Here is a 16,397-nt window from a genome sequence, read left to right as displayed (position 1 = left end):
ATGGACTTATAGCATAGATCCTCATGCTCCATAACAACACTAGATGAGGATGAATATGAGTTGCACCCTTGCCCCTCTCTCCTACGGAGGGGCAAGGAAAAAAAGAACAAAAGAATTAATATTTCCTTCTCCCTTGATGAGGAGAAGGTTAGGATGATGGTGAAAGCCCAGGATAAGGCTCCTGGTAAGTTGTTCTAAAAGAATTATCTTAAAAATATTTCGGTATTTTCAGGATAGACTTTCATACCAGTTTGGTAGCACCAGATGAGAATGAAAATCCAAGATTCGACATGCCATGGCATGTCGCTACATTATATAAACATCGGGCGTAATACATTGCGCTCCTACAATTAATAATCTTTTGTTGGAGCCTAATTTATCATGCTTTCATATAGATTTTCAGGATAGAATGGAAAGATAAGACTTTAGAACCTTCCAAAATGGAAGGGTGATTGTCTTTTTATTATTAAGGAGGGTGGTTTGATGTGTTTCATCGGTTGATTTCAGCACTGATTATCTTGCTTCTCCTCTCAATTTCTTTATCGATCTATGCGAATGAAGCTCAGGATTTTTTTGATTTGGGTCAGTCTTTTTATGAACAGGGAAAATATCAAGAGGCTATTGATGCTTTCGAAAACGCTCTGGACTTAAAATCCGATTGGGCTTTGGTATACTCTAAACTCGGTCAAACCTACTTGCTGGCAGGTGAAACCAACCAGGCCATTCAATCTTTCCAAGAATCGATCCGACTTGAACCGAATAGTGATATTTTTCATGCCAATCTCGCTATTGCTTATTTAATCAACAATGACTTAGAATCCGCCCAAAAAGAATATTCCATTTTAAAAAACCTTGATCCTGAGATTGCTCGCGAAATAGCTAAAAAACTTTTCTCCGAACCCCCTGAAAAACCAATTTTCCAAATCAATACCGATATGCATATCGCTGCCATAAATAGTGTTGCAATCGATAGAGAATGGTCTCGTTTTATAGTTACTGGTTCCGATGATAAAACCATCCGGATTTGGGAACAGGAAACTGGCCGGTTGCTAAAGATCATTCGACCACCGATCGGCGATGGAATTGACGGTCAGATATCTTCAGTTGCCCTTTCTCCAGACGGCGAAACTATTGCTTGTGGAAGTGTTGCCGGAGTATGGGAAGAAACCGAAGTCATGATGTTTTTCGACCGTGAAAGCGGAATACTGCTGGGTACTATGACGGGATTTCCGGCTTCTATAACCCAAATCCAATATTCTCCCGACGGAAAATTTTTAGCCGCCCTTGGTGCCGAAGGTTCAGGACTTCGGATTTATAATACCGAAGATTATTCTCTCGCCTCAAAAGACCTTGATTATGGTGAAGAAGACGCATTGGGTCTCGATTGGAATAAAAGCAATCAAATCATGACCACGAGTCTCGGTGGAACTATCCGCTTATATCAAATCGATCAAGAGGGAATAATAAATTTAGAAAAAAAACTGGTTCTTTCTGGATCAAACCGGCCACATACCGTGGCATTCTCACCCGAAGGAAATCAAGCTGCTGTCGGCTTTTTTGATTCCCCTCGAGTAGATGTTTATTCAATCCCTGACCTCACCCACCTTTTCTCTCCTGACTGTAGCCAAATCAATAACGGAAATCTTCCCTTAGTTGCTTGGTCACGTGATGGGGAGTCACTCTACCTCTATGCAGGAGGACGTTTTCACTTACAAGATCGAGTGAGTTTGGTCCGATGGTCAGATGCCGGTCGAGGCTCAGCGGTTGCCATTCCCGTTGCTGGCAATACCCTGATGGCACTAACCACCGTTGACTTTAGTGGGTTGATTTATACCTCCAACGATCCTGCCTGGGGAAAACTTGATGCTTCAGGGAAACAAGAATTTCATCATCAATCTCCGCTTCTTGACTTTCGAGCGGCGGTCGAGAACTTCACCCTCAGCTCAAATGGAAAAACCATTGAAATTTTGCCTTATCAATCATCTAAACCCTTTCGCTTCTCTATATTAGAACGCCGCTTTCTCGATGTCAGCCAGCCAATGACCGATTCTTACTCCCCACTCACCCAGTCACCTGGCCTTATGGTTACCGGCTGGTGGAACGAATATTCACCTCGTATAAATGGAAAAACGGTTGTCCTCAAGCCTAATGAAAGATGTCGAAGCTTGACTATTTCACCTGATGGTCAATGGGTAGTCTTAGGAACTGAATGGTATCTCCGCTGTTTGGATCGAAATGGGCAAGAAATATGGCATTTTCGTACTCCTGGAGCCTGTTGGGGAGTCAATATATCTCATGACGGATTAAAGGTAGTCGCTGCTTATGGGGATGGCACGCTCCACTGGTACCGTTTAAAAGATGGGCGTGAACTATTTGGTGCTTTTTTGCTCCCCGATCAAAATCTGTGGACGATTTGGACTCCTCAAGGATATTTCGATGCCAGCGAAGGAGCGGATGAGCTTATTGGATGGCATCTCAACCAGGGAAAGGATAGTGCAGCTGAATTTTATCCGGCTTCCCGTTTTTTTGAGGAATTCTATCACCCTTATCTTATCCAGCAAATTATAGAAAAAACTATGACCGATCAAGAAATCATTGCGGAAGAACAAATCCATCCTCGGGTACAAATAGAATCCATCAAAAAACCTCCTCTGGTTAAAATTTTATCGCCTCAAAACCAACAAACCTATGATGGAGATACTGCTGTTGTTACCTTTGAAATAACCGACCAGGGTGGCGGAATCGAAGAAATTTTAATTTATCTGAACGGAAAACTTTTCAATCGGATAACCGAAAACCTGAACCAGGAAAAAATAACTCAAACACTCAATTTAAAACTCATAGCAGGTGATAACCAGATAAAAATTAAAGCCTTAAACCAAGAACATACCGAATCAAATCCGACTGAAATTCTAGTTCATTGTAAAAAAGAAAAACTCCTTCCGAAATTATATATCCTGGCAGTTGGGGTCAGTGATTATAAAGATCCTCAAGTCAATGACCTGTATGCTCCCCAGTATGATGCCATAATGTTTGTTGAGACTTTGTTAGCTCAAAAAGGATTGCTTTATCAGGAAATCATTCCCACTCTTCTTATTAATAAGGATGCCACTCGTGCTAAGGTGGTTGAGTCGATGAATAAAATTATAAATCAAGCTCAAGAGCAGGATGTAGTCATTTTTTACTGGGGTGGGCACGGTGGTTCCCGTCAGGAGGGGTGGGAACCTCCCCTCTTTTTTGCTTTACCGGAAGATGTTTTTGTTGTACCTCGATCTATTTATCAACTCGATCAAGATATGGTTACCTCCAATCTCATTTCCGAATTCTTTTATCGGGTCAAAGCCAGAAAACAGATTACCATTTTAGACACTTGTCATTCCGGAGCAGCGGTCGATATTTACCAGCGAGGGGTACTTGCTCAAGAACAGGCTGTTCGTAATTTATATAGAAACATCGGTGTTGTGGTTTTTGCCGCTTCATCGGCAACTGAAAGCGCTTATGAGTCAGCAATTACCAAATCTGGGTATTTCACCTTCTCTCTTCTCTATGCATTAAGCGGCGATACCACGATTCTTTCTGACCAAAAAACCGCCATGAAACTCTATGGATTTACATCGAATGCTGACTATAATCGGGATGGGAATATCTTGGTCAGTGAAGTTTCACAATTTCTTCAGGAGAAAGTATTATCAATTTCTTCCGGAGACCAAACCCCTCAAACCTTCACTCAGGGTCTGGATTTTCCTTTGTATACTACCAATCAGATTACAACACCCCTCGATGAAACATCTCAGCTGATCTTTACGCCACCAAACGGAATAAACTTTTTACAGGATATTCAATATGGAACCCGCTATTCAACCCCAAACAATGGTGAGTTATATTTGTTTGATTACCCACCTGAGGTTGATATTCAAGGGCAAGTCAACCAGATTGTTGCTGGTCAACCTTTTCAATGGGAAGTAGCAGTCAAGGTCGAAGATGATGATGCTATAGTCAAGGCTTATACTTATTCTCGGAATCAGAAAAACTATGCTCTTCTGAGCGCAATCTATCCAGGAACCGGTGTACTCCTTCTTATAATCGTCCCATCAGAAGAATATCAATCAGCCCAATCCTGGATCATGCCAGCTATCACTGGAGTGAAAATTAAGAAATAAGGGAAAGCGTTTTAATGTCACTGAAAATACTACGTTCATTACTGGATTTTCAGGAGAAAGTAATACATCTCTAAAGGAGGAGTCCATTATATGAAAAGATTAAGATTTGTCATCTTCGTTGCTTTCATGATAACTTGGGTTTCTGGACTGGGATTAGCCCAAAATAGTGAAAATATTCTCAATCTTCCCGGTGTTGGCCAACCTACCCCTTCTTCCGGTCAAACTCCCGGCCAGCTCCCAACTCTTGATTTCTCCCAAAGTCAACCGGTAACTCCCTCTCAGCAACCGTCCCTTCCAATTCCAAGCACACCTCAACCTGGCCAAATTCAGATCCTTGACCCCAACCAAACTCAAAACCAAGGACAACCAATCCCTGCAGTCTGGAAAAAATTTAATCTTAAAGACGTAGTCGGTACCATGGATCAGGTGGGAAGAGGCCAAATCGAATATCCGGAAAACTGGCAGGTTATTCCCGACAGCTTCAACCGGATGGTTAGTTTGAATGAGGATGCCAGTGGCTTAGTATCTTTAAGGCTTTATATCATTAGCTACGTGAGGTATTCCAATGCCACCGATTATGTTGCCGCCATTGTCCAAATGCTTTCCTCAACTGTTTCTAATATTCGAGTTATCAATAAGGACGAGCAAAATATCACCAATCAAGCGGTAGCTTCCTATGGGGCGAACGAAACCATTGCTCGTTATGAACTACAGGGAAATTTCCAAGGAACCGAGATGACAATGTGTATCGAAACCTGGGTATATTCGCTTTACGAGAGTAATTTAGGTAATGCTGTTATATATTGGGCTCCATCTTCAGTTTATCAGCAAAAATATAAAGACTTTTTTAGCCGGATGATGACTTCTTATAAAAATTCCTTAAAATAAAAAAAGAGGCATGGGGTAAGCTCTTTTATCTATTCCCCATGCCAACAGTTCATACCGCTTAAAAGATTATAGGCTTTTAGCTTTCTGAATAATATTATCTACTGAGAAACCAAATTTCTCCATAACTAATTCACCTGGAGCCGATGCACCATATCGATTCACTCCAATAATAACTCCCTGTTCTCCAACATATCTTTCCCATCCAATTGAAACTCCAGCTTCAATTGAAATCCGTTTCTTAACCGATGGTGGGAGCACTTGATGACGGTATTCCTCCGATTGCTGTTCAAAAAGTTCCCAGGATGGCATACTGACCACTCGAACTTTGGTTCCCTCAGTTGTCATTTTTTCGGAAGCTTTTAAAGCAAGTCCAACCTCAGAACCGGATGCAATCAAAATAAGATCAGGAGCTGAAGAATCACAATCAGAAAGAATATAAGCTCCCCGGGTGACTCCTTCAGCTGATGCGTACTTGGTTTGATCGATCACCGGTAGTTTCTGGCGGGAGAAAATTAAAGCTACCGGACTTTTGGCACGAATCGCTATTTTCCAGGCTTGGGCGGTTTCGTTGGCATCAGCGGGACGGATAACCATTAAGTTAGGAACTGTTCTTAAGCTGCTGATTTGTTCTACTGGTTGATGGGTTGGTCCATCTTCGCCGAGACCGATTGAGTCGTGGGTAAATACATAGATAACATGGAGGTTGGAAAGCGCTGCCAGACGGATAGCCGGTCGCATATAGTCGGAAAAGGTAAGGAAAGTAGCACCATACGGAATAATACCGCCATGAAGTGCCATTCCGTTAAGAATGCTTCCCATGGCATGCTCTCGAATACCAAACATTATGTTTCTTCCAGAGTAACCAAAAGGACCGGCGACTACTCCCTGCATTTTTTCTGCTCCAGGAACTGGTGGATGGAAGGTCCCTTTTCCCTTAAGAACAGTGTTGGTAGAAGGATCCAAATCAGCTGAACCACCCATCAAAGACGGGCAATTTTTAGCAATAGCATTCATGACTTCTCCTCCAACGCTACGAGTGGCAATGCTTTTTGTTTCCGAAGAATAAGAAGGAATGTTTTGTGCCCAATTCTCGGAAAGGATTCCTTTCACTCTTTTTTCAAATTCTTCAGCTTCAGCTGGATACTTTTTGGTATATTCAGCAAATAAAGCATCCCATTCCTTTTCTATCTGAGATCCTTTATTGACGGTTTCTCTCATATGACTTAAGACATCCTCGGGTACAAAAAAAGGTTTATCTTCCGGCCAGTCATAAAACTTTTTGGTAGCAACCACTTCCTCGGGCTTTAGGGGAGAACCATGAACCCCAAAACTATCTTGTTTTGGGCTTCCGAACCCGATATGAGTGGAAACCATAATTAAACTCGGATGGGTGCTCTCGGTTTTGGCTTCCTGAATGGCTTTTTCGATTGCAGCTAAATCATTGCCATCTTTAACTTCTAACACTTGCCAATTAAAAGCTTCAAATTTTTTCCTTACATCTTCGGTATAATGAAGCCCAGTTTCTGATGCTAAACTAATATGGTTATTATCATAAAGGTAAATGAGTTTCCCTAATTGGAGATGGCCAGCTAGTGAGGCTGCTTCGGCAGCAACTCCTTCCATGAGGTCACCATCACTCACGATAGCATAGACATAGTGGTCAACCAGGTTAAATCCAGGGCGATTATAAGTTGCAGCTAAATGACTTTCCGCAATAGCCATCCCTACTCCAGTGGCAAAACCCTGTCCTAATGGTCCAGTCGTAATTTCTATTCCACACTCTAAATCATATTCTGGATGCCCAGGAGTTTTGCTCTCCCATTGGCGGAAAGATTTCAACTCCTCCAGGGTCATTTTTTCAAATCCAGATAAATAAAGCATTGCATATAAAAGTGCCGAACCATGACCAGCGGAAAGAACGAAACGATCCCGATTCACCCAGCAAGGATTTTTGGGGTTGATGGATAGAAATTTTTTAAATATAGCATAGGTCATTGGAGCTGCTCCCAAAGGTAGTCCAGGGTGACCAGAATTGGCTTTTTGAATGGTATCCAAAGCCAGCATACGTATGGTTTTAACCGAAAGTTCTTCAATGTTCATAAAAAATTCTCCTTTCCTTCCAATTATTCATTTCTTGATTTATTCTGAAAATACAGGAACCAGTAAAAAATCATGTCATCCTGAAGCTTCGTATTGAGAAGCCGTGAGGATCTTATCTGACACCATATCCGTCATCCTGAGCCCTCTCTTTTCGAGGGCGTGAGGATCTCATCTTTTCATTCTTTATTCTTTATAAATATTTTAAAAGATGGGATTCTCACGTCGCAAAAGACGCTCCTCAGAATGTTCTGTGTTAATTGTCAAGTCAAAACTACTTCAAGATTACTTTTTAGTTTTAGGTAATGAGGATCATAAGGACAACCACTTTTTAATACTGCAAAGGCCTGTCTTAAGAGCTTATTGGCGACTGCTATGAGAGCGACTTTCTTCGGTTTTCCTTTCGCAAGGAGTCGCTGATAGAGTTCCCGACATTGAGCATTAGACCGTGAAGCCGAAAGAGCCGCAAGATAGAGAAGCCTACGGAGATAGCCGTTCCCCTTTTTACTCAGCCAGGCTTTGCCTTTGTCTTTTCCAGATTGAGAGATCTGGGGAGCAAGGCCTAAGAAACTGGCCACTTCTTTCCCTCGAGAGAAGCGATCCATCTTTTGGAGGAGTCCTAAAAGAGCAGTCGCCGAGCATTTCCCGATTCCTTTGATACTCAGGAGCAGTTGGTATTCTTTCGGAGCATACTGGGAAACCAGTCGTTTTGCTTCGGCTTCGAGGGTTTTGATCGCTTTTTCGATCTCTTCCAGCTGTTTTTGATAGATATCCCTCACCACTGGGTTGATCTCGTTATGGCAGGTGAATGCTTCTCGGTAATTCTTCAAGTTGGTTCTTTCTTTTTTGAGTTGGTCTAGACCTTTTAAGACTTGAGTTATTTCTTCAGCCATGCTCTCTTTGGGAGCAAAGAGAGTGACCTCCTGATAAAAACCAAATTGGGCAATCAACCGAGCATCTTTCCTATCAGTCTTGGCTCTTTTTAAGAGCATCTCGGCATATTTTTTGATGATGAAGGGATTGACGACGGCAACGGAGTAACCTTTCTTATAGAGGGTAGTGGCGAGTTTGAGATGATACGCTCCAGTTGCTTCCATGACAAAAAGAGTGTGAGAGGGATCACTTTTTGGGATGCTTTTCTGAACCTCTTTCAGGAACGACTTTTCTTGGTTGGGAAAGGAAAAATCAAAAAAAGTTGTTCCATCAAAGCGACTGGCTTGCACTGAGTCTTTCGCAATATCCATGCCCACTACTTGTTGGTACTTCATGTTTTTTATCTCCCTTTTCTTTTGGTTGGTATTTTGATCTATTCTTCCTTGGACTTTCATCGTTTTTTTATTCAGGCTTTAGTTGCCTCATGTTCTGTAAAGTCTTGGGGAAGAGAAGAAGGTGGTGGACAACATTCTGAACGGTTTTTTAACCAATGACGAAAATGTCCTTTTTCCACCTTCTTTTTTCTTTTATAAAACATTTTAGTAATTATTTGGTATTTTTGGTATAGGAATCAATATACGATGACGAAGTGGGTGAATGGGATTCTCAAAACACCGGACTCCTCTAAATAACGGAATGAGCTGATGAGATTGTCACGTCGTCTAATTAAAGAATGATTGCATTCCTCGCAACAGCTGTTTTAGATAGGTACTATCATCCTCATCGGATGCCTTTTATCGGCATGACAGTCTATTCATAAAATTATTATCATTTTTCACTATTTTTTATTCTCCGAAGGGCGGACCAATGTATCCGCCCCTCGGGTTTCCGTTTATCAATTTTTATATTTTCGGATAAAAACAATATTTTCTGTAGGGGCAGACCGGTGTGTCTGCCCCTATCAACTTCTCTATAAAAGAATTAATTTTGTGAGGACGAATTTTTTCCGGCCGTTCAATATTTGCCGCTACAAAATAAATGGTTGTCCAGTTTCATTATTATGCCATACAAATTAAAAATGAAAAAGCTATTCAAGAAAAATATCGTTGAACAAGAACCTATAAACCGGATAGAGGTGGTAAGGTTTCGGATGGGAGTGTGGTTGTTGAAACTGATGGAGAGGGAGGAGGTGTTACCATTGTGGTTGCAGTCGGCATCGGTGTTAGAAAGGGAGATGGGGTTGGTTGAATAGCCTGAAACGTCACATCGGTGATGAGGGGGGAAATCCAGCCCTGAGCTTCAGTATAGAGGTTGTTGGGAACAATAATCACCAGGGCACCTTCGGGTCGTTCATAGCTCACCAGAAAACTAATATAGTCTTTCCCATCGGCTGCTTGAAAGTTTCCTACCATGGTGTTTATTTCCATCCTTCCTTGGACACCTTCATCGGTTTGAAAAAGCACCGGCTGACTCAGCATCTTGCCCTGTTTTTGGGTCAAGTCTTGACGGAAAAGATTCAGAGTTCCGGCAGTGTCCCCACTGAGAATATAGAGAGTCCCCTGACTGGGAGTTTGGTATTCAGCAATATTTGGCCACTTCCCTCCTTGACTCGATCCAGCGGGAAGTAAAACTTGGAATAATCCATCGAGCACAGTATATTCCAGAGAGTTTGTAACCTGGAAAGTGGGAGTTACAGTTGGAGTTAAAACCACTGGTGGTGGTGAGGTGGCGGGCTGGTATTGAACCCCAGTTACCAGGGCGGAGAGCCAGTTTTGAGCAGCTGAATATGATTCGGCTGGAAGTACCACCACCAGGCCATAGTCTATCCCAGCATAGGTGACGAGGAGAACGGCGTAACTTTTTCCATCCAGAACCTGAAAAGATCCAGACATAGTATAGAGCTGAATTTTTCCCGATAGGTTTCCAGCCTGGAACTGGCTTTCCCCGGAGAAAGACGCCGGTCTGTTTAGGACCTCATCGGAAAAAGCTTTCATCGTATTCGCATAATCAGAGATGATCAGATAGAGATTGCCATTGTTGGGGGTTAAACATTGTATAAGGTTGGTTTGTGAAGCCAGAAGGGAAAAACCAGCAGGAAAATGAATGGAAAACTGACCGGTGGGATCGGTATAGGTGGTGATGGGTTGGAGAGCTGGGGTGGGGGTAGGTGGGGTGATAACTGGCGCAGTCACAACCGGACCAGTTTGTTGGGCTTTTTGGTATGGGATATCAATATTAAAATAAAGATCGCTTATTTCGCCGGTTTCATCGGCTTTGACCTGAATCACATGATAGCAATGACCATCATGAAGAGTCGGTTCAAAAACTTGATCTACCGGAGATACCCGCACAAAGGTCATCATTGCTTTTTCTTCCCAAGTTGAAATGACCTGATAGGCAGTCTCATAACTTTTTCCATCTCCTTGAATAGAGGTAATGATGTTAATAAACATCAACAAATGAAATAAGGGATCTCCTTCCCCGCTTTCTTTATAAATTTTCGCGAATAAATCATGAACAAAAGGGTTAAGATATTCTCCTTCTAAAAGTTGGTTTCCTATCTCAATGGCCTCATTATCGTGTTTATCGATCCAAGCCTGAGTCATTTTGAGTATATTCTCATCTCGTTCTGCTGACTCCGGTTGATAAAATGATGTCTGAGTGTAAAGCATCCGAAGCTTGGTATAATCTGTCTCAGTATCTTCTCCCTTTTTTATTTTTTCTATAATTGATAGATACTCTTCATCAGATGAAAGATTTTGTCCCAATATAATCTCAGTTGGATTCAAAACCAATATCAAGAGAAGCACCCATAAAATTTTTTGGATCCAAAAGAGTACCTTCAAGTGTTTTCACCTCTTTTAAAAATTCTATCCACCTTGCTTATTTTGGGTCGGAATAGTTTCCATTGATTTCGCCACCGATCGAATCATCCGGCCAAAATAGTTTTGGAATTTTTCCTGGTAAACTTCACGGGGTGAATAACAAATAACTGAACCAGCATAACTCAAATTACTGGTGGCGGTTACTTCAATTCTAAGGACTGCGACTTCAACATGAATAAACATCTCTCTCTCTTGGATAAATCCTTGTAAATCAGCCTTATAATAAGTAGGATAGACTCCAATGGCTTGGTTGGGAACCGACCCTGATTCTTGGTTCAATAAGGAAAGATTGGTAAACTTCTGGTAAAGTCCTTGAGAGATATAATTAAAGAAATCATATCCATCCATCCAGCTCCCTTGCCAAGCGGGTAAAACCAGAAAAGAAACCAAACCAGATGGATCTTCATTGAAAGTAATGATCCGGTTATACACATCAGCTTGAGCTTTCCAATTCAATGGATAATCAACATCTAACCCCAAAAGCAGTTTATCACCGGTCCCAAATTCTTTATAAGCATTAAATTTGCCCCAGGCGATTTGCGGTTTTATTTCAACTGGTTGAGGGGTTTGCACCACCTGAGGTGTGGGAATAAGAGGTCCAGTTTGGGTCGGTATTGGAGGAGACATAGTCGGAAAAATACCGGTTATGGTGGGTTGGGGCGTTTGGTTTTGAAAAGGTAAAATAGGAGTCGGGCTTGGGCTTGGTAAATCTAACGATGGAAATTGAATAATATTTTCTGCTGAAGAAAAAGCAACAAACCACGGATTCCCAATTAAAAATAAGCAAAGAATGAAAAGAAAAAACTCTTTGACTTTCATCAAAATCTCCCCTCCTCATATCAGAATAGGAATTTATTGATTAATCTTATTAAGTAGCTTTTCAGCCAGTGACTGATCGATTTTCTTTAAAATTTCGTACTGTTTTGTGGCTGAGTCTTTATCACCCATCTGAAGATAAGTAATGCCTAAATAATAATTAGGGGTTGCAGCCTCTGGATTAATATTAATGGCTTTTTGCAATATCTCCACTGCTTCTTGGTTTCGATCAAGATAATAATAAACATAACCAAGGTCATTATAGGCATAGATATAATCGGGTTTGATGTGAATAGTTTCTTGGTAAGCTTTGATTGCGTTTTCATACTGTTCAAGGCCTTCATAGGCAAGGCCAAGATTATAATGGGCATAATGATTTTCAGGATTGAGCTCTATTGATTTCTGAAGGGATTCAAGAGCTTCCTGATATTTTTCCATTAGATTGTAGATACGACCAAGACTATTGTAAGTGTCATAATCATTAGGCTTAATGCGGTTGGACTCTTGAAATGCTTGTATAGCGTTTTCATATAGTTCAAGATCTTCATAGGCAAGGCCTAGATTATAATGAATATTAGGATTATCAGGTTTTAATTCCAGAGATTTTTTATACTCTTCTATGGCTTTTTCCGATTGATCCTGGTTATAGTAAAGAACTCCGAGATTGGTGTGGGCATTGACATAATCGGGCTTGATAGATATGGCTTCCTGATAGGCTTGAATAGCATTATCATATTGTTTTAAATTTTCATAACAGAGACCGAGATTATAATAATTGTAAGGATTGGTTGAGTCGATGATTAGAGACTTTTTATAGCTATCAAGGGCATTTTGATATTGGCTCAGGTCAAAAAAAAGATTTCCAAGATTATTGTAAGCATTGACAAAATCGGGCTTGATAGATATGGCTTCCTGATAGGCTTGAATAGCATTATCATATTGTTTTAGATTTTCATAGGATAAACCCAGGGTATTGAGAATAGCAGGATCACTGGGTTCTAATTCAAGGGATTTTTTTAAAGCATCCACGGCTTTTTGGTATTGTTCTTGGTCAAAGTATAGATATCCAATGTTGGCATGAGCTTTTATGTAATCTGGCTTGATGCGGACGGCTTCCTGATAAGCTTGCAGTGCTCCATCATATTGTCCCAGTTTTTCATAGGAAAAACCCAGATTATTGAATATGACCGGATCATTAGGTTTTAATTCAGCAGCTTTTTTAAAGGAATCCACGGCTTTTTGGTATTGTTCTTGGTCAAAGTGCACAAACCCCATGTTGCTATAGGCATCAACATAATTTGGATCCAATTCAACAGCTTTTTGGTAAAAAACCAGCGCTTCATCCGAACGAGCGAGGTTTTCGTAGGCAAAGCCCACCAGATTATAAGCTGTCGAATATTCTTTTTTAGGAAGGAGCTTATCGGATAATTCATCAACTGCCTCTTGATAAAGCTTTAACTGAACATAACAATACGCCAGTTGACCATAGGCAAAACCAAAATCCGGTTGAAGAACAATTGACTGTTTTAAAAGATCTATGGCTTTTTGGAATTCACCTTTTTCAATATGAACCGCAGCTTCAATAGAAAGGTCATCCGAGCTCATTTGGGGAGAAGTGGTGGGTTGTAATGATTCAGTTGGTTGAGGAGTTATCGTAATTTGAGGGGTTGGTGTTGGTTGAGCTAATGGAGAAAATGAAGGCAAAGTCTCTTCTTTTTTCCAGGTTAGGTTTTTAAAGAGAGATAAAAGCCAAGTTTGAGCAGATTGATAATTGTCAGCAGGCAACCATACCGATATAACTACTAAGGTGCCTTCATAAACCGCCAAAAGTTCGGCACGTTTTTGATTCTGAGCTAAATACGAATAAAGAGTAAGCTTTGCCAGGCTCCCTTGGACATCCAATTGGCTGGTTCCGTGAACTTGGTATTCCCCCGTCTCAACCCGCTGATCATATTCTTTGAGATAATCTTGGTATTTTTCTGGAGTTGAAAAACTGGCAATCATAACCTGACCACCATCAGGTGTGCTGCCTACCATCCCATCAGCTTCTGGAAGGAATCGATAAGGCTGGTTGAAGCAAAAATCTTCTTTAAAAGCATAGAGAAACCGAACTCCATCGGGAAGTTTGAAAGAAAATTTTTGATCCGGATCAGAATAAGAACCATCAATTATTGGTGTTTTCTCTTCCCAATTGATTCCTTTAAAAAGCTCTAATAACCAGGGGCTGGAAGGTTGATAAACTGCAATTGGAAGATCAATAACCACTAATGCAATATCAATTCCCTGATAGGTTGTAACAATGGTGAGGAGCTCATCCTGTTCAGTTTTTCTCGAGTAAATTTTGATATTTCCGGTTTTACCGTTGGAGGTAATCGAACTTTCCCCCCGTAAAGCCATTTCTGTTATATGTTGAGAGATGTAAAACTGCATGTCTTGGGAAGATGGGAAACTACGTACCTCTAAATAAGCTTGTTCATTGGGGGTGCGGTAGTTTGCACCAATCATATCTCTATCTGCGACATAAGTCGAAAAAGTAAAGCCGGTTGGGAAATTAAGGGTGAATTTTCCCGAGGGATCGGCATAAACCATAGAAGGAAGAACTAGGGTTGGAACAGGAGTAGGGGTGATCTCCGGCGTTATTAATCCTGTAGGTAAAGGAGTGGCAGTTACATCTACGTTTGGTGAAGGTGCAGTTTCTATATCGGGGGGAACCATTGGCTGTGCAATCTCTACTCCACTCATTTCAGCCAATTGTCGTAATATCTCAGTTCCTTTAAATCTTTCTAACTCCAGGGCATAATCAATTGCCTTTTTCCCCTCCTCGCTGATGACGGAGACATCGGCCCCCGAATCAAGTAATAATTTAGTAATATTTATATTGGAATTCATACTTATAGCCCCCATCAAGGGCGTCACATTCTTGGGTCCTATTTGATTGATATCAACTCCATTCTGAATTAGGGTGCGAATCACATCCTCATTTCTGTTTAGCATTGCTGCATATAGAATAGCTGTAAATCCATTCTTATCTTTTATATTAACATCTGCTCCATGATCGATCAAAACTTGGATAACCACCCCACCATTGGTATCATTATTCTTGGCCGCCCAAATGAGAGGAGTGAAACCATATTCCGATTCGGTATCATTAATATACTCTTTAGCTCCGTTATCCAGTAAATATTTCACCAAACTGCTCTCACTGGATTCAGCAGCCAACATAAGAGCATTAATGCCCGACCAGCTTGTCACATTTACATTTGCACCAGCTTCGACTAAAAGAGTGGCGATTCCCTGAGCAGATTCATTCAGCATCCCACTCATTAAAGGAGTCCACCCCAATTCTTCATCTTGGCAGTTGATATCGGAACCATTCTTGATTGCTTCTTTAACTTCTTCAGGAGTTCCATATTCACAAGTAAATTGAAAATCAAAACACGATAAACTATCTTTTACCTCGGCTTGACGACTCTCATCACTACTGGGAGCTGAAGATGCCTTCTCTTCGGCTAGATCTGTTTCTTTTATTGGAGAAGAAGGATTTTGATCCATACTAAAGGTCGATTGAGAACTAATAACAAAAAATATAACGAAAATCCAGATAACAATGAGTTTCATTTTCATAGATATCCCTCTTTTTTGTTGGTTAGTTTAAATCAAAATACTTGATAGCAACTGTTTAACTTATAAAAGAATAATTCGTAGAAAGCTGAGGGTTTTATGGAGTAAAAGTCATGTTTTAAATTTATTACCAAAAGAAGTCTTTGCTGGTTTCCCCTCTTTTCTATTATATCTCAAATTTAAAAAGGTGACGATAGAAGTCATTTACTTTTTAAATCCAAACCCTGATTTTAAAAATATTTTTTAAAATTTACTCTTTCGCCTCTTGACAAAGAAAAAGAAGAGAATATAATATGAGTAAGTTTAGTAATTTACTAATGATACTGAATGAAAACTAAAGGAGTGAAAGACTATGAACGGATTAACCTCGATGATTCTGAGTAGAAAAACCTTTCTTCTCGTAAGTGTAGTTCTTTTGATCGCTTTCATGAGTGGAGTGGCATCCAGTGCTGATATCGTCACCGTCACCAGTGATAAGAATATCGTTGATACTGCCCAAGGGGCGGGTATCTTTACCACTCTCTTAGCAGCTGCCCAAGCAGCAGGTCTGGCTGATATCTTAGCCAATACCCAAAACATCACGGTGTTTGCTCCCAATGATGCTGCCTTTGCTGCCTTACCGGCTGGTTTTGTCGATGGACTCCTGAAACCGGAAAATCAAGACCTCTTGGTTCAGATTCTTTCCTACCATGTGGTTCCTTTCCGAGTCAATGCCCGAGACTTAGTGAACACCTTAACCTTGCGGACTCTGTTTGATAACTATCCTCTGTATCTCCGAGTGGGAGGAGAAGGAACCGTGAACATCATGAACGGTGCTCCGGGGTCGTGTGAAGTCAAGGGAATCGTCGCCGACAAGAACATGATTGAAGCCACCAATGGAAACATCTATGTGATTGATACTGTTCTCACTCCCTGGAAGGCGTGTTCGGTTGATTTGTTGAATTGAGAGAAGTAAAAAGGGTAAATAATAATAAAGAATAATAACCTATAAGGTAGATAAAAAGCCGAGCGTTTAAATTTTCGCTCGGCTTTTTAAATTCAAAAATTTTATAAATAC

8 protein-coding genes are annotated in these 16,397 nt (G+C 40.9%); 3 read left to right on the top strand and 5 right to left on the bottom strand.

All coding sequences use genetic code 11. From position 1 onward, the window contains the following. The first annotated feature begins 485 nt into the window (after nucleotides 1–485). Both RT761_RS08450 and RT761_RS08445 read left to right on the top strand, forming a co-directional pair. Nucleotides 486–4,160 (top strand): tetratricopeptide repeat protein, encoded by a 3,675-nt coding sequence (locus RT761_RS08450; RefSeq protein ID WP_218110984.1) that lies wholly within the window; start codon nucleotides 486–488, stop codon nucleotides 4,158–4,160. Nucleotides 4,161–4,250: 90 nt separating this feature from the next. Beyond that, the gene (locus RT761_RS08445; RefSeq protein ID WP_218110983.1) at nucleotides 4,251–5,048 is read left to right on the top strand and encodes a hypothetical protein; all 798 of its coding nucleotides are present in this window, start codon (nucleotides 4,251–4,253) and stop codon (nucleotides 5,046–5,048) included. A 66-nt stretch (nucleotides 5,049–5,114) separates the two neighbouring features. On the opposite strand, the gene tkt is transcribed toward RT761_RS08445, so the two are convergent. From tkt to RT761_RS08420, 5 genes are all read right to left on the bottom strand, one after another. Further along, nucleotides 5,115–7,148, bottom strand: a complete 2,034-nt coding sequence (tkt, locus tag RT761_RS08440) for a transketolase (RefSeq protein ID WP_218110982.1) — start codon at nucleotides 7,146–7,148, stop codon at nucleotides 5,115–5,117. 260 nt (nucleotides 7,149–7,408) lie between these two features. Then, nucleotides 7,409–8,413 carry an IS110 family RNA-guided transposase gene (locus RT761_RS08435; RefSeq protein WP_218110940.1) on the bottom strand — a complete coding sequence of 335 codons (1,005 nt, stop codon included), beginning with the start codon at nucleotides 8,411–8,413 and terminating at the stop codon, nucleotides 7,409–7,411. A 723-nt stretch (nucleotides 8,414–9,136) separates the two neighbouring features. Continuing rightward, entirely contained in the window at nucleotides 9,137–10,864 is a 1,728-nt protein-coding gene (locus RT761_RS08430) for a DUF4919 domain-containing protein (protein ID WP_218110981.1), read from the bottom strand. Between the two features lie 24 nt (nucleotides 10,865–10,888). Further along, complete coding sequence (locus tag RT761_RS08425; protein ID WP_218110980.1) at nucleotides 10,889–11,725, bottom strand: hypothetical protein; 837 nt, start codon at nucleotides 11,723–11,725, stop codon at nucleotides 10,889–10,891. A 30-nt stretch (nucleotides 11,726–11,755) separates the two neighbouring features. Further along, the gene (locus tag RT761_RS08420; RefSeq protein WP_218110979.1) at nucleotides 11,756–15,343 is read right to left on the bottom strand and encodes a tetratricopeptide repeat protein; all 3,588 of its coding nucleotides are present in this window, start codon (nucleotides 15,341–15,343) and stop codon (nucleotides 11,756–11,758) included. Nucleotides 15,344–15,692: 349 nt separating this feature from the next. Here RT761_RS08420 and RT761_RS08415 point away from each other — a divergent pair, with 349 nt between their 5' ends. After that, nucleotides 15,693–16,286, top strand: coding sequence for a fasciclin domain-containing protein (locus RT761_RS08415; RefSeq protein WP_218110978.1), 594 nt, complete (start codon nucleotides 15,693–15,695; stop codon nucleotides 16,284–16,286). Nucleotides 16,287–16,397 lie beyond the last annotated feature (111 nt).

The organism is Atribacter laminatus (assembly GCF_015775515.1).
GTDB lineage: Bacteria > Atribacterota > Atribacteria > Atribacterales > Atribacteraceae > Atribacter > Atribacter laminatus.
The sequence above is the reverse complement of the archived record's forward strand: the minus strand, read 5'-3'. Positions and strand labels throughout refer to the sequence as shown.